This is a genomic window from Actinoallomurus acanthiterrae, from assembly GCF_054775715.1.
In genome coordinates this window covers 8536948-8561530 of sequence record NZ_BAAHCO010000001.1, presented here as the reverse complement: position 1 = coordinate 8561530, position 24583 = coordinate 8536948, and the positions used below count along the sequence as shown (strand labels likewise).

The 24583-nt window shown below is 72.3% G+C and carries 17 protein-coding genes and 2 pseudogenes; 8 read left to right on the top strand and 11 right to left on the bottom strand.

From position 1 onward, the window contains the following. Positions 1 to 50 precede the first annotated feature (50 nt). The 3 genes from gap to ACYVF7_RS40290 form a co-directional block, all read right to left on the bottom strand. Entirely contained in the window at positions 51 to 1049 is a 999-nt protein-coding gene (gene gap, locus ACYVF7_RS40300) for a type I glyceraldehyde-3-phosphate dehydrogenase (protein WP_460351160.1), read from the bottom strand. A gap of 108 nt (positions 1050 to 1157) precedes the next feature. Beyond that, positions 1158 to 2114 (bottom strand): GlxA family transcriptional regulator, encoded by a 957-nt coding sequence (locus ACYVF7_RS40295; RefSeq protein WP_460351158.1) that lies wholly within the window; start codon positions 2112 to 2114, stop codon positions 1158 to 1160. A gap of 76 nt (positions 2115 to 2190) precedes the next feature. Continuing rightward, positions 2191 to 4539 (bottom strand): penicillin acylase family protein, encoded by a 2349-nt coding sequence (locus ACYVF7_RS40290; protein WP_460351156.1) that lies wholly within the window; start codon positions 4537 to 4539, stop codon positions 2191 to 2193. A gap of 142 nt (positions 4540 to 4681) precedes the next feature. Between ACYVF7_RS40290 and ACYVF7_RS40285 the strand changes: the two genes are divergently transcribed. Continuing rightward, a complete protein-coding gene (locus ACYVF7_RS40285) occupies positions 4682 to 5785 on the top strand; it encodes a DUF2637 domain-containing protein (RefSeq protein ID WP_460351154.1) in 1104 nt (367 codons plus the stop codon). Between the two features lie 98 nt (positions 5786 to 5883). Beyond that, positions 5884 to 6669, top strand: coding sequence for a hypothetical protein (locus ACYVF7_RS40280; RefSeq protein ID WP_460351152.1), 786 nt, complete (start codon positions 5884 to 5886; stop codon positions 6667 to 6669). Positions 6670 to 6702: 33 nt separating this feature from the next. On the opposite strand, the gene ACYVF7_RS40275 is transcribed toward ACYVF7_RS40280, so the two are convergent. Continuing rightward, entirely contained in the window at positions 6703 to 7647 is a 945-nt protein-coding gene (locus tag ACYVF7_RS40275; protein WP_460351150.1) for an alpha/beta fold hydrolase, read from the bottom strand. Between the two features lie 82 nt (positions 7648 to 7729). Here ACYVF7_RS40275 and ACYVF7_RS40270 point away from each other — a divergent pair, with 82 nt between their 5' ends. Beyond that, positions 7730 to 8488 carry a TetR/AcrR family transcriptional regulator gene (locus ACYVF7_RS40270; RefSeq protein ID WP_460351148.1) on the top strand — a complete coding sequence of 253 codons (759 nt, stop codon included), beginning with the start codon at positions 7730 to 7732 and terminating at the stop codon, positions 8486 to 8488. Here ACYVF7_RS40270 and ACYVF7_RS40265 read toward each other — a convergent pair. Then, positions 8426 to 9352, bottom strand: a complete 927-nt coding sequence (locus ACYVF7_RS40265; RefSeq protein WP_460351146.1) for a dihydrodipicolinate synthase family protein — start codon at positions 9350 to 9352, stop codon at positions 8426 to 8428. The genes ACYVF7_RS40270 and ACYVF7_RS40265 overlap by 63 nt on opposite strands. A 255-nt stretch (positions 9353 to 9607) precedes the next feature. Between ACYVF7_RS40265 and ACYVF7_RS40260 the strand changes: the two genes are divergently transcribed. Genes ACYVF7_RS40260 through ACYVF7_RS40250 form a run of 3 tightly spaced genes read left to right on the top strand, consistent with a single transcriptional unit; the run spans position 9608 to position 12798 of the window. Beyond that, positions 9608 to 10768 (top strand): Gfo/Idh/MocA family protein, encoded by a 1161-nt coding sequence (locus ACYVF7_RS40260; RefSeq protein ID WP_460351144.1) that lies wholly within the window; start codon positions 9608 to 9610, stop codon positions 10766 to 10768. Next, a complete protein-coding gene (locus ACYVF7_RS40255) occupies positions 10765 to 11760 on the top strand; it encodes a Gfo/Idh/MocA family oxidoreductase (RefSeq protein ID WP_460351142.1) in 996 nt (331 codons plus the stop codon). The genes ACYVF7_RS40260 and ACYVF7_RS40255 overlap by 4 nt, the downstream gene beginning before the upstream one ends. A gap of 3 nt (positions 11761 to 11763) precedes the next feature. Beyond that, a complete protein-coding gene (locus tag ACYVF7_RS40250) occupies positions 11764 to 12798 on the top strand; it encodes a Gfo/Idh/MocA family protein (RefSeq protein WP_460351140.1) in 1035 nt (344 codons plus the stop codon). A 176-nt stretch (positions 12799 to 12974) separates the two neighbouring features. On the opposite strand, the gene ACYVF7_RS40245 is transcribed toward ACYVF7_RS40250, so the two are convergent. The 6 genes and pseudogenes from ACYVF7_RS40245 to ACYVF7_RS40220 all read right to left on the bottom strand — a co-directional run bounded on the left by ACYVF7_RS40245 (position 12975) and on the right by ACYVF7_RS40220 (position 21883). Continuing rightward, positions 12975 to 14426 (bottom strand): exo-alpha-sialidase, encoded by a 1452-nt coding sequence (locus ACYVF7_RS40245; RefSeq protein ID WP_460351138.1) that lies wholly within the window; start codon positions 14424 to 14426, stop codon positions 12975 to 12977. Between the two features lie 170 nt (positions 14427 to 14596). Then, positions 14597 to 16923: pseudogene (locus ACYVF7_RS40240) on the bottom strand (GNAT family N-acetyltransferase). Positions 16924 to 17030: 107 nt separating this feature from the next. Next, positions 17031 to 18326: pseudogene (locus tag ACYVF7_RS40235) on the bottom strand (lysine N(6)-hydroxylase/L-ornithine N(5)-oxygenase family protein). Continuing rightward, positions 18310 to 19833 carry a pyridoxal phosphate-dependent decarboxylase family protein gene (locus ACYVF7_RS40230; RefSeq protein WP_460351136.1) on the bottom strand — a complete coding sequence of 508 codons (1524 nt, stop codon included), beginning with the start codon at positions 19831 to 19833 and terminating at the stop codon, positions 18310 to 18312. Before ACYVF7_RS40230 ends, ACYVF7_RS40235 begins: the two are co-directional and overlap by 17 nt. 17 nt (positions 19834 to 19850) lie before the next feature. After that, positions 19851 to 20819, bottom strand: coding sequence for a siderophore-interacting protein (locus tag ACYVF7_RS40225; RefSeq protein ID WP_460351134.1), 969 nt, complete (start codon positions 20817 to 20819; stop codon positions 19851 to 19853). Positions 20820 to 20857: 38 nt separating this feature from the next. Beyond that, a complete protein-coding gene (locus ACYVF7_RS40220; RefSeq protein WP_460351132.1) occupies positions 20858 to 21883 on the bottom strand; it encodes an ABC transporter substrate-binding protein in 1026 nt (341 codons plus the stop codon). Between the two features lie 129 nt (positions 21884 to 22012). On the opposite strand from ACYVF7_RS40220, the gene ACYVF7_RS40215 reads away from it, so the two are divergent. Beyond that, positions 22013 to 23053, top strand: a complete 1041-nt coding sequence (locus ACYVF7_RS40215; protein ID WP_460351130.1) for a FecCD family ABC transporter permease — start codon at positions 22013 to 22015, stop codon at positions 23051 to 23053. 100 nt (positions 23054 to 23153) lie between these two features. Further along, complete coding sequence (locus ACYVF7_RS40210; RefSeq protein WP_460358378.1) at positions 23154 to 24389, top strand: iron chelate uptake ABC transporter family permease subunit; 1236 nt, start codon at positions 23154 to 23156, stop codon at positions 24387 to 24389. Positions 24390 to 24583: the final 194 nt, after the last annotated feature.

Here is a 24583-nt window from a genome sequence, read left to right as displayed (position 1 = left end):
CGCCCTCGACCCGCGCTGGGAGCGGTTTCCAAGGGCGGCTCGGGGACCGGTCAGCGTGTGGCGAGGAGTTCCAGCGTGTCGATCACGCGGTTGGAGAAGCCCCACTCGTTGTCGTACCAGGCGACCACCTTGACGTGGCGGCCGTCGACGCGGGTGAGGGCCGCGTCGAAGATCGACGAGGCGGGGTTGCCGACGATGTCGGACGACACGAGCGGGTCGTCGGAGTACTCGAGGATGCCGGCGAGCGGGCCCTGCGCGGCGGCGTGGTACGCGGCCAGCACGTCGTCGCGGGTCACGTCGCGGGCGACGGTGGTGTTGAGTTCGACGATCGAGCCGACCGGCACCGGCACGCGGATCGAGTCGCCCGACAGCTTGCCGTCGAGGTTGGGCAGCACACGGCCGATCGCCTTGGCGGCGCCCGTCGTGGTCGGCACGATGTTGACCGCGGCGGCACGGGCGCGGCGGGCGTCGCGGTGCGGACCGTCCTGCAGGTTCTGCTCCTGCGTGTAGGCGTGCACCGTGGTCATGAAGCCGTGCTCGATGCCGGCGAGTTCGTCGAGCACCGCGGCCAGCGGCGCCAGGGCGTTGGTCGTGCACGAGGCGTTCGAGACGATCGTGTGCGCGATCGGGTCGTACGCCTCCGTGTTGACTCCGTACGCGAGCGTGACGTCGGCGCCGTCCGACGGCGCGCTGACGAGGACCTTGTTCGCTCCCGCGTCCAGGTGGGCGCGGGCGGCCTTGGCGGAGGTGAAGCGGCCGGTCGCCTCCAGCACGATCTCGACGCCGAGCTCGGCCCACGGCAGCCGCGCCGGCTCCCGCTCGGCGAGCACCGTGATGCGGCGGCCGTCGACGACGAGGGCGTCCCCGTCGGCGGTCACCGGACGGCCGAGCCGCCCGGCCGTGGTGTCGTAGGCGAGGAGCCGGGCGAGGGTGACGGGCTCGGTGAGGTCGTTGACGGCGACGACCTCGAGCTTGCTGTCGCGGTCCAGCAGGGCACGGAGCACGTTGCGTCCGATGCGGCCGAATCCGTTGATGGCGATGCGAGTCATGTGTGGTCTCCCTTCGGTTCGTCACCAGCCTCGCGCGCGGGATCCGGCCGTGGCCGTGGCCTGAGCGCCATGGTTCGAAAGGATCGCGCCAGACGCCGGGCCGGCGGCCTACTCGCCCTGGGTGAAGGTACGCCGGTACTCGCTGGGGGTGGTACCGAGGATGTGCTGGAAGTGCCTCCGCAGATTCGCGCCGGTGCCGAGACCGACGTCGTTCGCGATCTGCTCGACGCTGCGCTTCGAACGCTCGAGCAGCTCACGGGCCAGGTCGATGCGGGCGCGCATGACCCACTGCATCGGCGTGTACCCGGTGTCCTCGACGAAGCGCCGCGAGAACGTGCGCGGTGAGACCGCCGCGTGCTGGGCGAGGGATTTGAGGCTGAGGGGTTCGTCGAGCCGGTGCAGGGCCCATTCGCGGGTGGCGGCGAACCGTTCACCGAGCGGCTCGGGCACGCTGCGCGGCACGTACTGCGCCTGGCCGCCGCTGCGGTAGGGGGCCGCGACGAGGCGCCGGGCCGCGTGGTTCGACGCGGCCACCCCGAGATCGCCGCGCAGGATGTGCAGGCACAGGTCGATGCCCGAGGCGGCGCCGGCCGACGTCAGCACGCTGCCCTCGTCGACGAACAGGACGTTCTCGTCGACCCGGACGAGCGGATGCTTCTGTGCGAGCGACCGCGTGTAGTGCCAGTGCGTCGTGGCGCGCCTGCCGTCGAGCAGGCCGGTGGCGGCGAGCGCGAAGGCGCCCGTCGAGATCGCGCCAAGCCGTGCACCTCGATCGTGTGCGGCGATCAGCGCGTCGACGACGGCCTGTGGCGGGTCGTCGCGGTCCGGGAAGCGATAGCCGGGGACGAAGACGATGTCGGCCCACGCGAGCGCGTCGAGACCGTGGGCGACGTGGTAGGCCAGGCCATCGCCGCCGGTCACGAGCCCGGGTGCCGCGCCGCATACCCGCACCTCGTACGGCATGCTCGGCCGGGTCGTGAACACCTGCGCGGGGATGCCGACATCAAGCGGCTTCGCACCTTCGAGCACGAGGACGGCGACGCGACGCAGGCGGGAGGACGGCACGGGAAACAGGGTACGAGGGCTGGACGTGGGCTGTTGCGGGCTGTGAACCCTGGGAGCCGGAGGAGGTCTCCCAGGCCTACCCGCGCCGATGCCCCGGTTCCAGGACGATGCGCTCGGCCAGCGCCCGCTCGATCGCCTCGCGGGTGTAGAGCAGCGGGAAGGCCTCGTCGGCGGCCCAGGCGTCGAACAGGTCGTGGTGGTGCGGGCTGCCGGGGACGCCGGACTGGCCCGGGGAGTTCATCGCGACCGACTCGTCCCACGCGCCGACGTCCACGACCAGCCGGAACGTCGCGCCGCCGGTCTGGCGAAAGTCCGGCGTGTACGCGGTGCTGCCGACGGTGTCGCCGCTGCCGCCGCGCGGCGCCGGGCCGGCCGAGGTCCAGTCGCGGTCGCCGAGCGGCGCCGGATCGGCTGAGGTCCAGTCGCGGTCGCCGAGCCGCGCGGCGAGCGGGTGGCGCGGCTCGGCCTGGTGCAGCCGGCCCCACGCCCAGGCGGCGGTGTCCTCGCCGAGCAGGTCGCGGGAATCGGCCATCGCCGCGGCGAGGGTCGTCCGCAGGATCCGCCGCCGGATGCCGGGGGTGTCGTGACCGAGGCGATCGCCGGGGGAGACCAGCAGGTCCAGGTCGACGCGCGCGTCGGTGGACTGGTCCTCGACCGGGAGGAGCTGGGCGAGCGCCCGGGCGCGCTCGTCCGGCGGGACCAGCGCGGCCAGCGCCGCGTCGAGGAGGGCGGGCCGCAGGTGGCGGCGGAACCAGATCTCGAACAGCGCCGCCGCGGCCGAGTCCGGCGTGAGCCTCGCGTCCCAGCCGCGCAGGAGCTCCAGCGCCGCCGCGACCCGTACGTCGCCCTGCGGGTCGACGTCCGCCAGCAGCGGCAGGATGCGACGGGCGGGCCCGCTGAGATAGTCGGTCTGCAGGCGCACGCAGTCGGCGACGGTCCAGCCGGTGCGCGAGCCGAGCTCCTCGGCGATCCGCTCATGGCGGTACGGGGCGTACCAGTCGTAGGTGACCGGCGGCGTCGGGTGGCCGCCGGGCAGGTTCAGCTGGTTGGCGGTGGCGAACCAGCCCTGCTCGGGGTCCCGTACGGACGGCAGCTCGTCCATGTCGCGGAAGCCGTCCCACTCGTACCGGCCGTCACCGGGCACCGGCAGTGTGCCGTCCCAGTTCGGGCGCTTCGGCACGAGACCGGCGGGGCGCCAGCCGATCGTGCCGTCCGGGGCGGCGTAGATCTGGTTCTCCCCAGGCGCGCCCCAGCGGTTCATCGCGGACACGAACGCGTCCGGCCCGTCCGCGTTCATGTAGTCCATGCTGCCGAGGTAGGGGGCCATGCCCGGCTCCAGCCACGCGGCGCGTACGGCGAAGGCGGCGTTCCGGTCCGGGCGCTCGTCGATCACCGGGCCGTGGCGGGTGAACCACAGGTCGACCTCGACGGCCTCGCCGTCGCGTACGGGGATCGTCTCGCGGACGCACTCCATCGGCTCCCACCGGCCGCGGTAGTCGTACTCGTGCAGGTCGGCCGGGTTGGTGCGGTAGACGTACAGGTCCTCCTGGTCGATCGGGAAGATCGTCAGCCCGAAAGCGATCTTGCCGTTGTGGCCGATGGAGACGCCGGGCAGCGCGGGCTCGCCGGCGCCGATGACGTCCAGGCCGGGCGCGGACAGGTGCGCGATGTAGCGCAGCGCGGGCAGGGTCACGGCGCGGTGCGGGTCGTTGGCGAGCAGCGGGCGGCCCGTGGCCGTACGGGACGGGGCGATCACCCAGTTGTTGCTGCCGTCGAGGCCGCCGCGGGGGCCGAGGCCGGGAGGTGCGGTGGCGAGGCGATAGACGCGCAGAACGTCGTCGGGTATGAGGCCGAGGTCGAGTCCCTCGGGTACGCGCAGCTCGTGCGGGCCGGGTTCGCGTATGCGGCGCAGGTCCTCGACGCCGGGCCCGTGGTCCCGCAGCGTGAGGGCGCGCGCGACCTCCTGTTCCAGGTTGTAGAAGAGACCATGGCTGCGGATCCGCGCGACGTCGGAGGGCTCCCAGAAGGCGGGGAGGTAGCCGAGTTCGCCGAACTCCGGCGGAAGGTGCTCCTCCTGCCCGCGGCACAGCGCGACGAAGGCGTTGACGCCACGGACGAACGCGCCGGTCACCCGCTCGGTGTCCGAGCCGTACGCCGGCCACTCCGCGTGCATGTCGCCCCGGTAGAGGAACAGCCGCGCGGCCCGGTCGTGTTCGACGTACGCGGCGCCGAAGACCTCCGACAGCAGACCCAGACCGCGCCGGCGCCAGAAGTCGATCTGGAACAGCCGGTCACGCGCGGCGTTGAACCCCTGCGCGACGAACAGGTCGTCGCGCGACTCCGCGTACACGTGCGGTACGCCCCAGCGGTCGATCAGGATCTCGACCGGCTCCGCCAGGCCGGGGACGACATAGGTCGTGGTCACCTGGCCTGACTATCCGATGCCGCTGCCTCGCCGCAACGGATGTTCAACGTGTTGATACACAAATCGGGCGATCCTTGGGTGATAAGTGCGTATCGTGCCGGGCGACCACAGTGGCGGATCGAAACGGAAGGTGGCTCCGGTCGTGACTCACCGCGACGGCGAACGGTACGGGCACCCGGTACGCGCTCTCGGCGACGGCAAGGGCGAGCGCACCGCGGTGTGCCTGATCGGCGCCGCGATGCTCGCACTGGCTGTGATCGGCATGTACGTTTCGTTCCAGACGGTGTACGAGTACGTGCACCCATGGTTCCGTGGCACGGCCTGGGCCGTACCGGTCGCCATCGACGTCGCGATCCTCGTCTTCTCCGCCGCCGACCTGCTGCTGTCGTACTGGCGGATGGCCAAGCCGTCGATGCGGCTGATCCCGTGGGCCTTCACGGCGGCGACGATCTGGCTGAACTGGCAGGCCGGCGGCCCGGTCCCGATCCGCGTCGCGCACGCCGCGATGCCGGCGCTGTGGGTGTTGTTCTGCGAGTACGCCCGGCACGTCCTGGCCGCCCGCGTGGGCCTGGTGAACGGCGGCCGGATGGAGAAGGTCCGGCGCTCACGGTGGCTGCTGGCGCCACTGTCCACGGCCCGGCTACGCCGCCAGATGATCCTCTGGGAGATCACGTCGTACCGGCGGGCGCTGCAACTGGAGGCCGAGCGCCGGGCGAAGATCGCACGGCTGGAGATGGCCCACGGCCGCAAGTGGCGCCGCCACGCCTCGGCCGACGAGCGGCTGGCGATCAAGCTCTCCCGGGTGGCCCCAGCGGAACTCCTCCCGTCCCTGACCGCGACCATCACCCCTGGAGCGCATCCCGAGCCCGCCGTACGGCCCGAGCCCGCCGTACGGCCTGAGCCCGCCGTGCTTCCCGAGCCCGGCGTACGGTCCGGGTCGGCCGTGCGGCGCGAGCCCGGGACGGCGCCCGCTCCGGTCGCGGTCACGCCGCCGGAGCCGGAGCCCTCCCTCCCCGAACCGCCACCCGAACTGCCGGCCGTGGAGCCGAAGATCGGGCAGATCCCCGACCCGCCGATGGACGCGTCCACCCCGACCGAGGGCAGCGCCCGCCAGCGCGCGGCGGCCCTCCTTGCCACCGAGCCGGACATCCCGGGCACGGAACTGGCCCGTCGCCTGGGCGTGACGACGGGCTACGGCCGCCGCCTGCGCTCGGAACTTCTCAACGCCGCCAACGGCTACCGCTGAGCCGGATCAACGGGCCTGGCCACCGGGAAAGCCGAACTGACCATGCGCCCGTTGTCGTGCTTACCCTTGGCTGACCCGCTACCAGGGAAGATGCGCCCATGAGCGAGAGACCCCCGACCGATCACGCAGCGCAGTATCTGGTCGATGTGATGCGCCGCCAGACCGCGCACCTGGAAAAGGTGCTCCACACCGACGCGCACCTGCCCGACTGCTTCGACGACGTCCACCTCCCGGCCTGGCTGCGTCGCACCGAGGGAGAACAGCGGCTTCCGGTGACGATCACCGTCGCCATGGCGATCGTGCTGCAGATCGAGCTTCCGCGCCGGTTCGCCCTGCAGCCGCGCTATCTGCTGCCCGCCCTTGAGACGGCTCTGGCAGTCGGCCTGGTGGCGGCCAACCCCCGGCGGATCAACCGGGAGTCCCGGGTCCTGCGCAGCGCGAGTCTCATCCTTATCGCGATCATCACCGTGGCGAACACGTTCTCGGCGTTCATCCTCGTACGCGAGCTGATCAATGGAACGGCCGGCGACAACGCCGGGCCGCTGCTGGCCACGGGTGCGTCCATCTGGGGCACCAACATCATCGTGTTCGCCCTCTGGTACTGGGAACTGGACCGTGGCGGACCGGTGGCGCGAGCCCTCGCACACCGGCCACATCCCGACTTCCTGTTCACCCAGATGCAGGCTCCGGAGATGGCATCTCCGGACTGGGAGCCCGCCTTCCTGGACTACCTGTACCTGTCCTTCACCAACGCGACCGCGTTCAGCCCCACGGATGTGATGCCGCTCACCCGCTGGGCCAAGATGATGATGCTCGCCCAGTCGGCGATATCGATCGTGGCGGTCGCCCTGGTCATCGCTCGCGCGGTGAACATCCTCAAATGACCGGTGTCCCGGCCTTAACGAACGCCGCGAGTGTCAAGGTCCACCAGTGTTCTCGCGGTGTGCGGCCCGGTCGGCCGTCGCGCGGACCTCGCGGGCGATGTCCGGCCACAGGGCGGCGGGGAGGTCGTGGCCCACGCCGGGGAAGGTCACCAGCCGCGCGTCCTCGATGGCCCGCGCGGTGGCGTGTGCGGCGGCGACTCGCAGGAGTTGGTCCTGCTCGCCGTGCAGGACCAGAGCCGGCAGGTGGAGCTCGCGGAGCCGTGGCCCGTGCCACTGGGCGCCGATCTGCCGGCTCTGTGCCTTCTTGTCACGCGGCCCGCTGTCCACTTCGGCTTCGACCCACGCGCGGGCGGCCGACTCGTCGAACGGGTAGCCGGGTGAGGCGATGCCGCGCCAGACCGCCAGAGCCGCCTCGATGTCGCCCTCGCGCCCCTCGGGGAACTTCATGCGGGCCAGCTTGGCGAGCAGGCCGAACCGCAGGTAGCGCAGCACGCCCAGCCCGGACACGTCGCTGGGCACCGCTGCGGAGGACGTCAGGCTGAGGACGCGGTCGGGGTGGCGGAGGGCGACGCGCTGCGCGAGCTGCCCGCCCAGGGAGTGCCCGAAGACGTGCGCCCGCTCCCAGCCGAGGGCGTCCAGGACGGCGATCGCATCGTCGGTCATGTCCTCGGCGGTGTACGGACTTCCGCGTTTCCCGAACAGCGCGGCGAGGGGATTGCCGGTAGGAGTCGCCGGCATGCGGGTGGACTGGCCGGCGTCGCGCTGGTCGTACCGGGCGACCTCGAAACCCGCGTCGGCGAACGCCTCGCACAGGCCGGGCGGCCACCAGAAGCGGGAGGTCCCCAGCCCCATGATGAGCAGGAGCGGCTCGCCGCGTGACCCGCGCAGGTGATCGAACGCGACGTCCACCCCGCCGTTGGCCGTGTACCGGGTCGGCGTCCATTCCAGAGCCTGTCCGGCCGTTGGTCGGTCGACCATGTCATCTCCCTACTGCGATCGACGTTCGCATATGTCCGTCCGCTACGATACTGCAAACGACGTTCGCAGAAAGGGGAGGGGTGTGGCCGAGGCGCCCGACCGCAGCATCTGGCTACGACCTGAGCGTGGGGCGCGCGGCCCGGCGCCGGAGTACAGCCGGAGCCGGATCGCCGCAGCGGGCGTGGCGCTCGCCGACACCGACGGGCTCGGCGCCGTCACCATGCGAGCGGTGGCGGAAGCCCTCGGCACCGGACCGGCATCCCTCTACCGCTACGTCGCCACCCGCGACGAGCTGATCGAACTCATGGTCAACGAGGTGAACGGAGAGATCGACCTCGCCGCGCCCGGCGCCGGACACTGGCTCCAGGACCTGCTGACCCTGGCCCGGCAGAGCCGCGACATCTATCTCCGGCATCCCTGGCTGCTCGACGCGGGCGGCCTGGATGGTCCGATCGGGCCGAACGCGGTCGACTACCTCGAGCACACGCTGGCCGCCCTCTCCGGCGTCGACGTCGACCCCCGTACCAAGCTGGAGGCGATCGGCGTGCTGAACGGCCTGGTCGCGCTCCTGGTACGCGCGGAGATCGCCCAGGGGGCCACCGGCCGGACCCTCCCGCAGTGGCAGCGGGATCGGGCGGCCTACCTGAGCGAGGTCGTGACGGCGGGTCGCCACCCGCACCTGGCCGCCGCGCTGGCGGCCGGACCACCCGAGGCCGACCCCGCCGAGCCGCTCTTCGACCGGGTCATCACCCGAGTGCTGACCGGGCTTCTCCAGCCGTCACGCGGTGTCCGGCCCTGGGTAGACGAAGTCGGGCAGGCGTTCGCGGGCGATGGCGCGTAGCGTTTCGGCGCGTTCGGCGGGCACGCCGGCGTACGGCCAGCGCAGCCGCGTGCCGATCGGGCACCAGCCGCCGATCGTGGCCAGCAGTTTGTCGAGTGCGGCGTTGCAGTAGTCGCGCTGGAGGGGCTGGATGAACTCGCCGAGGAAGGCGTTGAGGCGGGCTTCGGTGGCCATCGCGGCGGGGAGGCCGTCGCGGATGGCGTGCCACCAGGCGACGGCGGCGCGGGGGTTCAGGCAGGCGACGTTGGAGTAGGCGCCGGCCGCGCCGCGACGGTGGCCGGAGGCGAGATGGTGGCCCGGTACGAATACCGAAACACGCTCCATCACCGGGCGCATCGCCTCGTACCAGGCGTCGTCCCCGTCGCCGACCTTGAGCCCGATGATCTCCGGGACCTCGTCGCAGAGGCGCCCGTATTCGTCCGGGGTCAGCACGCGCTTGGAATGCGGGGGGTTGTACAGGACCAGGGGCGCCGGTGCCGCCTCGTCGGCGAGCCGGCGCAGGAAGGCGATCGCCTCGCGGTCGGTGACGGCGAACCAGTCCGGCAGGATCACCTGGACCGCCGCGGGCTCCAGTTCCCGGGCGCGGCGCAGCCGGTCGAGCGCGATCTGCGGGCTGGGGTGGGCGCAGCCGATCTGGAACGGCATCCCCGCCGATGCGCAGCGCTCGGCCACGAGCGCGGTGAGCCGGTCGACCTCCGTTTCATCCTGGGTCCAGAACTCGGCCGCCGACCCACCCGTGTACACGCCGTCGACACCGGCGGCGATGAGCCGGTCCACCTGCTCGCCGACATGTTCCCAGCGCAGGTTGTCGTCCTCGTCGAGCGGCAGGAGCACCGTCGCCCAGGTGCCCGTCGGGGGTTTCACCGGACACCGACCTGCTGACGACCTGTCATCCGTCCACGCCTCTCGCCGGGGATCTACTCCCTGGGATCTTGCCCCGTTCTGCCGGACCCCGCATCCGGCGATGTTCGGGTAACCCGCTCTTGACATCCCTGAACGGCCCGGCTCATAGTGGCCAGCCTAGAGCGCTCTAGTTCATCCGGCAGGGGAGGTCACCACGTGAGCAGCGTCGAACCACCGCCACTCGACGTCCGACCACGAGTCCGGGTGAGGTGACCGATGGTGCGTCATCGTCCCCTGGGCGTGGCCGTGGTGGGGTTCGGCTGGATGGGGCGAGTGCACGCCCAGGCGTACGCCCGGGTCCTGCATCACTTCCCGCGGCTGGATCTGCGCCCGGAGCCCGTCATGGTCGCCGATGAGGTGCCGGGCCGAGCCGAGGAGGCCGCCGCCCGATTCGGCTTCGCCACGGCGACCCGTGACTGGCGTGACGTCGTGGCCGACCCGCGCGTGGCCGCCGTCAGCGTCACCGCCCCGAACTTCCTCCACCGCGAGATCGGCGTGGCGCTGGCGGAGGCCGGCAAGCACCTCTGGATCGAGAAGCCCGTCGGCCTGACCGCCGCGGACGCCCGCGCGGTCGCCGACGCGGTCGGCAAGGCCGGGGTCCAGGGCGCCGTCGGGTTCAACTACCGCAACGCCCCGGCCGTCGAGACGGCCCGGGAGATGATCGCCGCGGGGGAGATCGGCACCGTCACCCACGCCCGCATCCGGCTGTTCAGCGACTACGCGGCGCATCCCGATGGCGCGTTGACCTGGCGGTACGAGCGCGAGCGCGGCGGCAGCGGCGTGCTGGGCGATCTCGCCTCGCACGGCGTGGACCTGGCCCGCTTCCTCCTCGGCGAGATCTCGTCCCTGGTCGCCGACACCGCCGTGTTCGTACCCGAGCGGGCCCGCCCGGTCGGCGCCACCGCCGGGCACACCCGGTCCACGGGAGGGGAGCGGGGGCGGGTGGAGAACGAGGATCACGTCTCCTGCCTCCTGCGGTTCGCCTCCGGGGCACGCGGCGTCCTGGAGGCCTGCCGGGTCTCGGTGGGCGAGCAGAACAACTACGGCGTGGAGATCCACGGCACCAGGGGCGCGCTGTTCTGGGATTTCCGCCGGATGGGTGAACTGGGCGTCAGCCGGGGAACGGCCTACCAGGATCAGCCGGTCAGCACCGTCCACGTCGGGCCGGGGGACGGCGAGTACGCCGCCTTCCAGCCTGGAGCCGGGATCAGCATGGGCTACGACGATCTGAAAGTCATCGAGGCGTACCGCTTCCTGCGATCCGTCGCCGAGCGGACGCCGTACGGCGCCACACTGGAGGACGCCGTCCGCGCCGCCGTCGCGCTCGACGCCATGACCCGCTCCGCCCGGACCGGGACGTGGGTGAGCCTGCCATGAGCGAGATCCGCGTCGGCGTCATCGGCACCGGCGTCATGGGCGCCGACCACGTGAACACCCTGCACCGCCACGTCTCCGGCGCCGCCGTCACCGTGGTGACCGACATCGACCCCGCCCGGGCTCGCGCCGTCGCGGCCGGCGTCCGGGACGCCCGGACCGCCGACGACGCCTTCGCGCTGATCGCCGATCCCGCCGTCGACGCGGTCGTCATCGCCTCACACGACGCCACCCACGCCGACCTGGCCATCGCCGCGGTCCGGGCCGGCAAGCCCGTGATGTGCGAGAAGCCGCTGGCGCCGACCCTGGCCGAATGCGTGCGCGTCGTACGGGCGGAGGAACAGCAGGCGGGACTGATCTCGGTCGGCTTCATGCGCCGTTTCGACCCGGCGTACGTGGAGTTGAAGGCCGCCCTCGCCGCCGGGGACTGCGGGGCGCCGCTGCTGCTGCACTGCGTCAGCCGCGGGGTGGCCTCCGCGCCGGGGGCCACCAGCGAGTCCAGCGTCACCGGCTCGGCGATCCACGAATTCGACACCGTTCCCTGGCTGCTGGACTCTCCGGTCACCGAGGTCGAATGGCGCGCCCCGCTCCGTACGCCGGCGGCGGCCGGGCTGCGGGATCCACAGCTGATCCTGCTCCGTACCGCCGACGGCGCCCTGACCACCGTCGAGGTGTTCCTCAACGCCGGGTACGGCTACGACATCCGCTGTGAGATCGTCGGCGACCGCGGTACGGTCGCGCTGGCCGACCCGGCCCGCGTCGTCACCGACGCCGATCGCAGGCGGTCCACCGGCCACCCCGCCGACTGGCGGCCCCGGTTCGCCGACGCGTACCGGCTCGAGCTCCAGGCCTGGGTCGACGCGATCGCCGCGGGCACGCCGTCTCCACTGGCCACGGCCCGCGACGGGCTGACCGCGAGCGCCGTCGCGGCGGCGGTCATCGACTCCATGGAGAACGGCGGCAGGACCGTCCCCGTCCAGGCCCCGGCGGTCTAGGACGTGTCCGCCTTCCCCACTGCCCTGCCCGCCGCCCGTACCCCCGACCCGATGGCCGCCCCGGCGTTGCGCTGGGGCATTCTCGGAACCGGCTGGATCGCCGAGCGCTTCGCCCGTTCCGTTCGGCGCCACACCCGCCAGCGCCTCACGGTGGTCGCCTCCCGCGACCACGGCCGCGCCGAGGACTTCGCGCGCCGCCACGGAATCCCCCGCGCCCACGGTTCGTACGAGGAGCTCGTCGCCGCCTCCGACCTCGACGTCGTCTACGTCGCCACCGAGCACACCGCCCACCTGGCCTGCGCCCGGCTCGCCCTCGAGCACGGAAAGCACGTCCTGGTCGAGAAGCCCCTCGCGCTGAACGCCGAGGAGGCCACCGAGATCGCCGGGGTCGCTGCCGAACGGAGGCTGTTCTGCGCGGAGGCCCTGTGGAGCTTCTTCCTGCCCAGGTACGACATCGTGCGCCAGGTCCTCGAATCCGGAGTCCTCGGCGAGATCCACACCGTCCTGGCCGACTTCGGTGAGCACTTCACCCCCGATCACCGGATCATGAACCCCGATCTGGCCGGCGGCCCTCTCCTCGACCTCGGCGTCTACCCGGTGTCCTTCGCCACGTGGGTCCTGGGCGCGCCCGCGAAGATCTTGGCCGCCGGACAGCCCCACCCGGCGGGAGTCAACGGCCAGATCTCCGCCGTGCTCCGCGACCCGTACGGCAACCAGGCCGTCCTGCACACCACCCTGTTCAGCGACACCCCGACCACGGCCACCATCGCCGGATCGCACGGGACCCTGACCCTGCCCGGCCCGTTCAACCAGCCCGGTGACCTCATCCTCACGCCGCACGGCGGCCCGGCACTGACCTTCACCGAAGCACGCACCGCCCACGACGCCCTGTGCTTCGAGGCCGCAGACGCCGCCCGCTGCATCACCGCCGGACGACCGCAGTCCCCGATCCGCCCCCTCGACGACTCGATCACCACGCTCCGGGTCATGGACGAGATTCGCGCCCAGTGCGGCATCGTCTTCCCCACCGAGCGGTGACCGCGTGTGGCGGTTCGTCCGCGACTCCGCCGGTTGCTCGCCCAACGTCGAGGCCGGTCGGGTCGCGTGGCGACCCGACCGGCCCGTAAAGCTTGTGACCTGGCCGCGCACACCGTCGTCGGTGTGGCGCCGCCGCACCGTACGGTGCGATCCGCCGGCGGATCGCACCCGGCAGGTCAGCGGTCGAAGGTGTCGCTGTGGATGTCCACCGGGTTGCTGGTGTTGCCGGTGGCCACGCCGTAGACGGCCAGGAAGGTCGAGCCGGTCGTCCAGACCAGGCCGGTGTAGTCACCGATCATCCGGCCGGAACTCGTCAACGGCACCGTCCGCGCGTCGAACGAACCCTCCATGTGCTGCTCGCTCCACGATCCGGACTCCGTGCAGTTTTCCGCGCAGGTCATGGACCAGAAGTCGGTGGGCAGTGTGGCGGCGGACGTGTTGTTCCGGAAGTCGTAGTACGTGATCCCCACGACGCCGCTGGGGGCCACGGCGATCGCCGGTACCACGGCCGAACCGGTGGGCGTCTTGTCCACGCGAACCGGGGTGGACCAGGTCTGCCCGTCGTCCGTGGACCGCGCGTACGCGACGTGGAAGGTGCCGTCGGCGTTCTGGCTCTGCCAGACCGCGTTCACCACCTTGCTGTTCGGCTGGACCGCCAGCAGCGGGAGCGAGGCGTTGCGCACCGGGTCAGTCCCGTTGTCGGGGTCCGGGATCTTGGTACCCACGGTGAACGGCGCCGCCGCGTTCAGCGTCGGCGTCGACCACGTGTCGCCGCCGTCGGTCGAGCGGACGACCTGGGTGGCGGCGGTGGTGTCGCTCTCCACGTGCATGCCGAGCAGCAGCGTCCCGTCGGCCATCGGCTGCACAACGGCACCGATGGCGCCGTTGTTGGTCGGGAAGTCGTAGACCTTCTTCGAAGTCCAGGTCTTCCCGTCGTCGGTCGACTTCGCCATGTAGACCGGCTGGCCCCACTCACCGTTCGACTCGCTGTAGGACCGGTCCCACACGGCGTAGACCACGCCCGGGTGGTACGGGTCCGCGGTGATCGCCGGGCGGTCGTTGAAGAACTCCGTGGTGTCGTCCCGCTGCAGGGTCACGGGGGCGTCCCAGTGCTCGCCGCCGTCAGCGGACCGCGACACCAGCATCGCCGTCACCTGACCGGTACGCGACAGCGAGAACGACGCGGCCACGGCCGCACCGGACGGCGTGATCGTGATCCAGTGGTCCGTCGTGACGTCGTAGTCCCCGCCGTTGGCCGCGGTGCCGCCGTTGCAGCGGGAGAACGCGGGCTGCGCCGCCGACTTGTGCCAGGTCACGCCGGCGTCGTTGGACACGACGGTGACGGCTCCGTTGCTGCCGTACTTGTTCCACCGGTCCTGCTGGTAAATCGCGACGAGGTGCTTCGACTGCTTCGGATCCCGCGCCACCATGGGCTGAACCTCGGCGTTCGGGTTCAGCACGTAACCGTTGCCCTCGGCCAGCCCACAACCCGCCGGCAGCGCGCTGGTGCCCGATATCACTACCAGACCGGCAGGATCAGAACCATCCGCGAAGGCGGGCTGAGCCGCGATGGTGCAGGCGAACATGGTGGCCGCCGCGGCCACCACTGCCCTGGAACGTTGTTTCAACGTGCCTTCCTCATCCTCGATGGGGGTGTCTCCACAGGGGACGCTGCCGCCAAGCCCGGGCAGCGTGTTCCCCAGCGGGCGCCAAACGGCAGAGCAGACGTTACAGCTTCAAGATCGTTTTCGTCTCCCCCTTGCCTCAGCATGATCATGAGTGCAGGTGTCCGTGCAGGTCAGCGCGCGAAGCGGGCGATGGGGTTGTCCAGGGTGCCGACGAGCTGCAGGGCGCCGGCCGGGTCGGCGAGGTCGACCATCTGCCGGTTGTTCCGTAGCTGCAGCCGGTTCAGGCAGGACAGCGCGAACCGCTCGGCGAACAGGTCGTACCTGGCGAACCGGTCGACCAGGTGGGGGACCGAGTCCTGGTAGTCCGCGACGCAGGCGGCCACCGTCGACCAGAAGGTGTCCTCGTCGAGGGTGCCGTCCGCGTCGAGGGCCGCGCTGAGGAAGCGGAAGAAGCAGTCGAAGACGTCCGTGAAGATCGAGAGGATCTTCATGTCCTCCGGCACGTCCGCGCGGACGCGCTCGATCTCCGGTGGCAGCCGCCGGTCGGCGCTCATCACGCCGATCTCCTCGGCGATGTCCTTGAACATGGCACGCTGCGGGACGCCTCGCTCGTCGAGCACCAGGATGACGTTCTCACCGTGCGGCATGAAGACCAGGTCGTGGGCGTAGAAGCAGTGCAGGATCGGCGTCAGGTAGGCGTCGAGGTACCGGCGCAGCCAGGCGACCGGGTCCAGCCCCGACCCGTCGATCAGGGCGCACGCGAAGGAATCGCCCGCCCGGTCGACGTGCAGCAGCGAGGCCATGGTCACGAGCCGCTCGCCCGGTCCGAGCAGCGGCACCGGGCTCTCCCGCCACAGCGCGGCCAGCATCTTCAGGTACGGGGAGCCCTTCGCGGAGGCGGCGGCGTACTGCTCATGGTGGTACCCGACCGCGGCGCGCTCCCGCAGCACGGTCAGGCCCGTCCGTTTCAGGACCTCGTCGTTCGCGACCAGGTCGGCGACCCAGTCGTTGATGGCCGGGGTCGCCGCCATGTACTCGGCGGACAGGCCGCGCAGGAAGCCCATGTTCAGCACGGACAGGGCCGTCTTCACGTAGTGCTTCGACGGCGCGCCGACGTTGAAGAAGGTCCGGATCGACTGCTGGGCGAGGTACTCGTCGTCGCTCGGGCCGAGGAGCACGAGACGGCGCCGCGCCACCTCACCGGCGAAGGTCACCGACAGCCGGTTCCGCCACTGCCACGGGTGGACGGGGATGAGGTGGAAGTCGGCGAGGTCCAGCCCGAGCCCGGCCATCGTGGCCGAGAACCGCTCGAGGGTCGCCGCGCCCAGCTCCGCGCGCATCAGCGCGTCGTGGTCGAGGCCCGCGCCGCCCGTGAAAGTGGAGCGGTCCCGGCGCGCGGCCAGCCAGAGCAAGCGGACCGGCCGGGCGGCCTCGGGGGCGTACCGCTGGTACTCCTCGGCGTCGAAGCCGAGCCGCCCGTTGTTGGCGACGAAGCAGGGGTGGCCCTCGGTCATGCCGGTCTCGACGGCCTGGAAGTCAGCCCGCGCGAGGTCGGCCGCGCGGACCGGGGGCCGGGAGAGCTTGTACGCGCTGCTCGCGAGGGTGCTGCTGATCTCCTCCAGGTAGACCGGGAGGACGTCCTCAGTGAGGCCGAGCGTGTGCCGCAGCTCAAGGATCAGGTCGAGCGCGTCGATCCGGAGCTTCGCGCCGGAGCGCCACCGGGTGATGGAGTGCGCGTCGACGTCCCAGTGGTCCAGCGCCAGGACGCGCGCCGCGAACGAGTACTCCACGGTGCCGTCGTCACTGCGCACGGCGTACCGGCCGTCCGGCAGCCGCTCCGGCACCAGCAGCCGCTCGTGCGCGAACTCGGCGAGCACCTTGCGCACCAGCAGCCGGTTCGCGTGCGCCCAGCGACCAGGCGTCAGGTGCGCGACCGCGCCGGGACGGTCGTCCCCGGTCGGCATCGCCTCGTACGGTTCACGGCTGCTTCGTCCCGTTCCGTACGATCGGCGGTCCCGCGTCGCGTTGTACGGTTCACGGCGCGTTCCGTACGACCGGCGGTCCCGCGTCGCCTCGTACCGCTCGCGGGTGCAGACGCTCAGCAGGGCCTGCTTGCCCGGCAGGGAGACGGTGCCGGCGACCTCGAAGCCGACCGCGGCGTTCAGCGCGTGCACGGCGGTGTTGCGCACGTCGGGTTCCACGACGACACGGCGCGTGCCGGGGTCGGCGAACAGCAGCTCCATCACGGTGACGATGACGGCGCGGGTGAAGCCGTGGATCGGCGTGCCGGCGGCGCGGTGAGGAAGTGCATCCCGACGTCGCCGGGGCGGGCGTCGTACACCTCGCCGAGTTCGCGGCGCGGGTCGTAGCGTTCGACGAGGAAGGCCGGGCGGCCCTCGTGCAGGCCGAGGTACGCGGCGTGGCCCGGCCGGGCCGCGATGGCCTCGAACTCCGCGACGACGTCGGACGGGCTCGCGTCGCCCATCATCCAGAACACCGACTTGGGGTGGGTGACCCATTCGTGCAGCAGCGCGGCGTCGCCGGCCGGGTCGACGGGACGGAGGGCGAACTCACCGAGCACGTCGTCCGTACGGGAGAACACGATCACGCGGACACGACCTCCCTCGAAACCGCGGCGCCGAACTCCTGGAAGGCGATCGACCGTTCGATCGGGTAGTGCTCGCGGCCCAGCAGGCCCCGGATGATGCACGAGTTGCGGTACGCGGCCATGCCCAGGTCGGGCGCTGTGAAGCCGTGCGTGTGGAGCTCGGCGTTCTGCACGTAGACGCCGCGGCCGGTCGCGTCGACGCTGTAGTCGCGCCGGACCGCGAGGCGGCCGGACTCGTCCCACCGGAGGCGGTCCCGTACCGGAGTGAGGAACGCGGGGATCTCGTACCGGTAGCCGGTGGCGAGGATCAGGCCCTCGGTGGTGAGGGCGAAATCGCGGCCCTGCTCCTCCTAGCGCAGCCCGAGGGTGTACGAGCCGGCGTCGTAGTGCGCGTCCCGCAGCGCCGTGTTGGTCATCAGCCGCGTCGGGCACGGCCGGTGCAGGCTCTTGCGGTACAGCAGGTCGAAGATCTCGTCGATGAGCTCGGTGTTGATGCCCTTGTACAGACCCTTCTGGGCGGCGGAGAGGCGGTCGCGGGTCGCGGCGGGCAGCGCGTGGAAGTAGTCGGCGTACTCCGGCGACGTCATCTCCAGCGTCAGCTTGGTGTACTCCAGCGGGAAGAACCGCGGCGACCGCGTCACCCAGTTCAGCGCGTAGTCGTGCTGGTCGATGTCCTGCAGCAGGTCGTGGTAGATCTCCGCCGCGCTCTGGCCGCTGCCGACGACCGTGACGCTGCGCTTCGCCCGCAGCGCGGACCGGTGCCCCAGGTAGTCGGCGGCGTGGATCGCGTCGCCGGGCAGGTCACGGCAGCAGTCCGGGACGTACGGCGGCGTGCCCGTGCCCAGGACCAGGCTGCGCGCCCGGAACGTCACGCGGCCCTGCGGCCGCTCGGCGTGGACGACGTACACCCCCTCGCCCTCGTCGTACTCCACGGCCGTGACGTGGTGGCCGAAGCGGATCGTGGCGAGCCGGCCTGCCCAGCGGCAGTAGTCGACGTACTCGGCCCGCAGGGGGAAGAAGCTCTCCCGGATATAGAACGAGTACAGGCGCCCGGACGCCTTCAGGTAGTTGAGGAACGAGAACGGCGAGGTCGGGTCGGCCAGCGTGACCAGGTCGGCGAGGAACGGCGTCTGCAGCGTCGTGCCGTCGAGGAGCATCCCCGGGTGCCAGTCGAACTCCGGCTTGCACTCCAGGAACACCCCGTCGAGCTCGTCGATCGGGTCGGTCAGGCAGGCGAGGCCGAGGTTGAAGGGGCCCAGTCCGATGGCGACGAAGTCATGAGGCGTGGGCAAGGTCGTCTCCCAGGTAGGCGCGGGCGTGTCCGGCGAGGAGGTCGAGGACGGCGGCGATGTCGCCCGTGGTGGTGCGCGGGTTGAGGAGCGTGAACTTCAGGTGGTGGCGGCCGTCGACGACCGTCGTGGCCACGGCGGCCGCCCCGGAGGCGGACAGCTCGGCGGCGGCGTGCAGGTTCGCCCGGTCGAGGGCTCCGGCGCTCACGCCGGGCGGCGCGTAGCGGAACACGACGGTGCTCAGCCGGGGCCGTACGACCACCTCGAAGCGCGGGTCGGCGTCCAGCAGCGCCCAGGCCTCGGCGGCCAGGTCGATCACCGCGTCGAACAGCTCGCCGACGCCGTCCGCGCCCATCATCCGCAGCGTCAGCCACAGCTTCAGCGCGTCGAACCGCCGGGTCGTCTGCAGGCTCTTGTCGACCTGGTTCGGGATGCCCCGGGCGGCGCTGCGCGCGGGGTTGAGGTAGTCGGCGTGGTAGGTCACGTGCCGCAGCGCGGCCCGGTCCCGTACGAGCACGGCGCTGGAGCTGACCGGCTGGAAGAAGGACTTGTGATAGTCGACGGTGACGGAGTCGGCGCGTTCGATCCCATCGAGGAGGTGACGCCGGCGGGACACCAGCAGACCGCAGCCGTACGCCGCGTCGACGTGCAGCCACGCGCCCACCGCCGCGCACAGCTCGGCGATCTCCGGGAGCGGGTCGATGCTGCCGAAGTCGGTGGTCCCGGCGGTGGCGACCACCGCCATCGGCACCAGGCCCTGGCGGCGGCACCGGTCGAGTTCGCGGGCCAGCGCGCCGGGGCGCATCCGCCGGTCCCGGTCGCACGGCACACCGACCACCGCGTCCTCGCCCAGCCCGAGCAGCCGGGCGGCCTTGACGACGCTGAAATGCCCGTGCGCGGAAGCGAAGACGCGCAACCGCGTGGGGGCGGCGCACGCCTCATCACTGGCCGGCAGCGGACGGGCGGTTCCGGCACGGGCTTCCTCGTGGGCGGGGAGTGGTGCGGCGGTCCGGGCGCACGCCTCCTCGCGGGCCAGCAGCAGCGCCTGGAGGTTGGACTGCGTGCCGCCGCTGGTGAAGACACCGTCGGCGGCCGGGCCCAGGCCGAGGCGCTGAGCCGTCCACTCGATCAGGCGGCGTTCGATCAGCGTGCCGCCCGCGCTCTGGTCCCAGGTGTCGAGCGAGGAGTTGACCGCCGACAGCACCGCCTCGCCGAGCAGGGCGGGGATCGCCACGGGGCAGTTCAGGTGGGCGAGGTAGCGCGGGTGGTGGAAGTAGACGGCGTCGCGCAGGTAGAGGTGTTCCAGCTCGTCGAGGGCGGCGGTCGCGTCGCCGAGGGGCCGGTCGAGGTCGACGGCGGCGACCTCCTCGGCGAGCCGGTCAGGGGCGATCCCGGTGAGCGGCCGTTCCACCGAGGCGATCCGGTCCGCCACGCGGCCGACGCCAGCGGTGACGAGACTGCGGTACAGCTCGGCGGTGTGCGCGTCGAGCAGGGGCGACGTGAAGGTCACGTGTCGTCCTTCCAGGGTCAGTCGTCGGCGTCGTCGGCGGCGGCGGTGCCGGCCACGGCCTCGGCGAGCCGGTCCTCCTCGGTGGCACCCCGGCGCCAGTAGCCGGTGAAGACGACGGCGCGGCGGTCGAGGCCGCGTTCGCCGACGAGGTGCCGGCGCAGGGCCCGTACGCCACCGGCCTCGCCCGCGATCCAGGCGTACGGCGTGCCGGCGGGCAGCGTGGCGGCCCGGACCGCGTCCAGGACGAGGCCCTGGGCGGCGCCGCCGCGGACGAGGCCGGAGGCGGCGTCGTTCCGGAGGGGGTCGGAGGCGGCGTCGTTCCGGAGGGGGCCGGAGGCGGCGTCGTCTCGGAGGGGGTCGGGGGCGGCGTCGTCCCGGACGAGCCAGGTGACCTCGGCGTCGGCCTTTGTTGGCAGGTCCTGCACGTCGGCCGCGTGCGGCACCTCGAGCCACACCCGCGCCCGCGTGCCCGCGGGCAGCCAGGCGAGGATGCCGGCGACCGCGGGCAGCGCGGTCTCGTCCCCGGTGAGCAGGACCCAGTCGGCGCCGGGCGGCGGCCGGAAGTCCACGCCACCGTTGTCGGGGGTCGTCGGGCCGAGCACGACGACGCGGTCGCCGGGGAGGGCCCGGGCCGCCCAGCGGGAGGCCGGGCCGCCGTCCCCGTGCAGGGCGAAGTCGACGTCGAGCTCGTCGGGGTCCCGGCGCTGTTCGCGCACGGTGTAGGAGCGCATCACCGCCCGTACGGTCGGGTCCATCTCCCGCCACCGCGCGAACCACTCCTCGCCCGCGCCGGTGGGGACGACGGGGGCGGCCTGGTGGGGGTGGGGGAGGAAGAGCTTGAAACGCTGGTCCCGGCCGCCGGCGGCGAGACCGGTGAGGCGTTCGCCGCCGAACGTGATCCGGACCATGGACGGGCCGAGGCGCCGGGTCCGTACGACGTGCAGGTCGAAGAAGCGGAAGGGGGCCGCGGTCGCGGTCGTGCTCACGATGGTTCTCCTGTCGTCGCGGGTCAGTTCGTCGCGGGTCAGTGGACCTTCTTGGCCTTCTGGATCGCGGCGGCGAGGGCTTCGATGAGCGGGGCGCAGCCCGCGTGGCTGAACCTCGGTTCGCTCTGCCAGGGAGTGATCTGGCCCGCCTTCACGGCGGGCAGCTTCGCCCAGGTGGGCTTGGCCGCCAGGTCCTTGGGCTGCAGCGCGGAGGTACGGGCGTCGAGCAGGATCAGGTCGGCCGGATACTTGTCGGCGTTCTCCCAGCTGAGGTCCTCGAAGAAGCCCTGAGCGCTGACCTTGTTCGGGACGATGAGGTCGACTCCGAGGCTGCGGAAGTAGCGCAGGTCGGCGTTGGCGTTCGGGTCGGAGACGTAGAACAGGTCGGGGCTCCCGGAGGCGGCCATGACCTTGAGGCCGCCGTTCGCCTTGGCGGCCGTGCGCAGCGTCGCCGACGCCTGCTCGAACCGCGCCTTGGCATCGGTGACCTGCCGCGCCTTGAGGTCGGCGCCCAGGGCCCCGGCGAGCTCCTCGTACCGCCGGATGGGCTCGGTGAGGAGCACCTTGGCGGCCGTGATGGCGACGCTCGGGGCGAGTGCGGCGATCTTGTCCTTGCTGTTGTCGGGCACGTACCACAGCGCGTTCGGCAGGTACATGTTGGTGATCAGCAGGTCGGGGTGCAGCGCGGCGTACTTCTCGATGTTGAACTCGCCGAAGGTGTTGCCGAGGATCGTGGCCTTGTTCACGTCGAGGGTGCCGGCGAGAGGGTCCGGACGGCCGTCCTTGAGCTTCGTGGGTCCGAAGACCCCGACGATCTGATCCCCGACGCCGAAGTCGCGCAGGGCCGCGGCCGTCCCGACGTAGGCGACGAGGCGCTGCGGGCGGCCCCGCACGGTGACCTTCCGCCCGCGGTCGTCGGTGAACGCCCAGGACGCGCCGCTCTTCGCCGTGCCCGATCCGCTGCCTCCGCCGCACGCGGTGACCAGCGCGCCGGCGCCGATTCCGCCGAGCGCGGCCAGGAGGCCGCGGCGAGACAGCTGGGAGGGGGTCCGGGCATGGGGCATGACGGTGCCTTCCTTCATGGGGGATGTGGGGGAGAGCCGGCCTCGAGCCGTGATCGAACTTAGGTTAACCTAACCTAAGTTCGTGTTGTCCAGTGTGATCGTGCTCTCGATCCGCAGCGGAGCTGGTACGTGTCTGTCACGAAGTCATCGAGTCCACCGACGGCGTCGCCCCCGGCCGCACCGGCCAGGAAAGGGCGCCCGGCCACGTTTTTCGCCGCGCTGTTGCTCCTGCTCACCGTCGTCGCCGCCAGCCTGGCCATCGGCGCCCGGCAGTTCTCGCTCGGCGAGGTGTGGCACGGCCTCTTCGACCCGCACGCGCCCGCCTACACGGTCGTCCGCGAGACCCGGCTGCCGCGCACCCTGCTGGGGCTCCTGGCCGGAATCGGCCTCGGCCTCGCGGGCGGGGTGATGCAGGCGCTGACCCGCAACCCCCTCGCCGACCCCGGACTGCTCGGCATCAACGCCGGCGCCTCGGCCGCCATCGTCTCCGCGATCACCTTCCTGGGGATCACGTCCGTGACGGGGTACGTGTGGTTCGCCTTCGCGGGGGCGGGCGCGGTCGCGGCCCTCGTCTGGGCCGTCGGCGGCGGACGCTCCGCCACGCCGGCCCGGCTCGCGCTGGCCGGGGCGGCCGTCAACGCCGCGCTGTACGCCTACGTCAGCGCGGTCGAACTCCTGGACACCGCCTCGCTCGACGCCATGCGATTCTGGACGGTCGGCTCGCTGGCCACCGCACGAACCTCGACGGTGACAGGCGTCGCCCCGTTCATCGCGGCCGGCGCGCTGCTCACCGCCGTCCTCGCCCGGCCGCTCAACGCGCTGGCCCTCGGCGACGAGGCCGCCCGCGCGCTCGGCGCACGCCCCGGCGGCACCCGCGTCGGCGCCATTGTCGCCGTCACCATCCTGTGCGGCGCGGCCACCGCCGCCTGCGGACCCATCGTGTTCGTCGGCCTGATGGTGCCGCACCTCGTACGCGCGCTCACCGGCCCCGACCTGCGCCGGCTGCTCCCGTATTGCGCGGTGCTCGCACCGGTGACACTGCTCGGCGCGGACGTGCTCGGGCGGGTCCTCAGCCGGCCCGCCGAGATCCAGGTGGGCATCGTCACCATGGTCGCCGGCGGCCCGGTCTTCCTGGCCGTCGTCCGGCGCGGCCGGGCGGTCACCGCATGACCCGCGCGGACGAGACCGGGGCGGACGCGACGGTGGCGGACGCGATGGGGGTGGATGCGAGAGGGGTCGAGGCGGCGGGTGTGGACGCGACCCGGGTGGAATCGACGGGTGCGGACGCGACGGGGATGGACGCGACAGGGGCGAGGCAACGGGTGCGGACGCGAGAGGGGTGGACGCGACAGGGGGCGAGGCGACCCGGGCGGACGCGACCCGGGCGGACGCGACGGGGGCGGACGCGACGGGGGCGGACGCGACGGGGGCGGACATGACGGGGGCGGACGCGACCGGGGGCAAGGCGACCCGGGCTCTGGTGATCCGGGCCGCCGGCGGGTTCTCGGTACGGCTGCGGCCGCGGCCCCTGGCCGTGGGCGTGGCGTGCGTCCTGGTCGCCCTGGTCGTCGCCGTCTTCGCCATCGGTGGCGGTGACTATCCGATGAGCCCGGCGGCCGTCGTCCGCACGCTCCTCGGTCAGGGCACCCCCGCCGACACCTTCATCGTCGAGCAGGTACGGCTGCCGCGGGTGCTCACGGCGCTGCTGGCCGGCGGGGCGCTGGCGCTGTCCGGGGCCGCCTTCCAGGCATTGGCCCGCAACCCGCTCGGCAGCCCCGACCTCCTCGGGTTCACGCAGGGCGCGGCGGCCGGGGCCCTGACCGTGATCGTCGTCTTCGGCGGCGGCGGGTTCGTCCTGGCGGGCGGGGCGGTGACCGGGGGACTGGTCACCGGAGCGGTGATCTACCTGCTGGCCTGGCGCGACGGCCTGCACGGCAACCGGCTCATCCTGGTCGGCATCGGCGTCTACGCGATCCTGACCGGTATCAACGGCTACCTGCTGACCCGCGCGAACATTCCCGACGCCGCGCGCGCCATTCTCTGGCTGACCGGCACCCTGGACGGGCGAGGCTGGGGCGACCTCGCCCCGCTGCTGGCGGCGATGGTCGTCGTCGTGCCGGTGGTACTGCTCGGCTGCGCCCGGGGGCTGCGGATCCTGGAGATGGGCGACGACGCGGCCACGGCGCTCGGCGTCAGAGTGGACGCGGTGCGGCTGGCGCTGCTGGCCGCCGCCGTCCTGCTCAGTGCCCTGGCCGCCGCGGCCACCGGCCCGGTGGCGTTCGTCGCCCTGACCGCCCCGCAACTCGCCCGGCGACTGACCCGCGACCCGGGCCCGAACCTCCTGCCCTCGCTGTGCATGGGCGCGGCCCTCCTGGTCACCGCCGACCTGGCCGCCCAGCGGCTGATCCCCGGCCACCAGTTGCCCGTCGGCGTGGTCACGGGCGTGCTCGGCGGCGCGTACCTGGTCGGACTACTCGCCGCCCGGCGCCGTACGGGCCGGCTGTGAACACCTCGGACACCTCAACGACGGAAGCAGGAAACGTGGGACACGACGGGACGCGTGAACGCGAACACGGCGCAGGCGCGGCATCCGAAGCGGCCGGACTCGGTGTGGGCGCGGTATCCGAGGCGGGTGGCCCGGGTGTGGGTGCGGTGCCTGAGGTGGGCGGCCCCGGTGTGGGCGTGGCATCCGAGGCGGCC

Excerpts from the sequence above, each read along its gene's own strand:
- ACYVF7_RS40255 (WP_460351142.1), top strand. The coding sequence starts at position 10,765 with ATGAGCGAGATCCGCGTCGGCGTCATCGGCACCGGCGTCATGGGCGCC.
- ACYVF7_RS40275 (WP_460351150.1), bottom strand. The coding sequence starts at position 7,647 with ATGGTCGACCGACCAACGGCCGGACAGGCTCTGGAATGGACGCCGACC.
- ACYVF7_RS40260 (WP_460351144.1), top strand. The coding sequence starts at position 9,608 with ATGGTGCGTCATCGTCCCCTGGGCGTGGCCGTGGTGGGGTTCGGCTGG.
- gap (WP_460351160.1), bottom strand. The coding sequence starts at position 1,049 with ATGACTCGCATCGCCATCAACGGATTCGGCCGCATCGGACGCAACGTG.
- ACYVF7_RS40280 (WP_460351152.1), top strand. The coding sequence starts at position 5,884 with ATGAGCGAGAGACCCCCGACCGATCACGCAGCGCAGTATCTGGTCGAT.
- ACYVF7_RS40220 (WP_460351132.1), bottom strand. The coding sequence starts at position 21,883 with ATGCCCCATGCCCGGACCCCCTCCCAGCTGTCTCGCCGCGGCCTCCTG.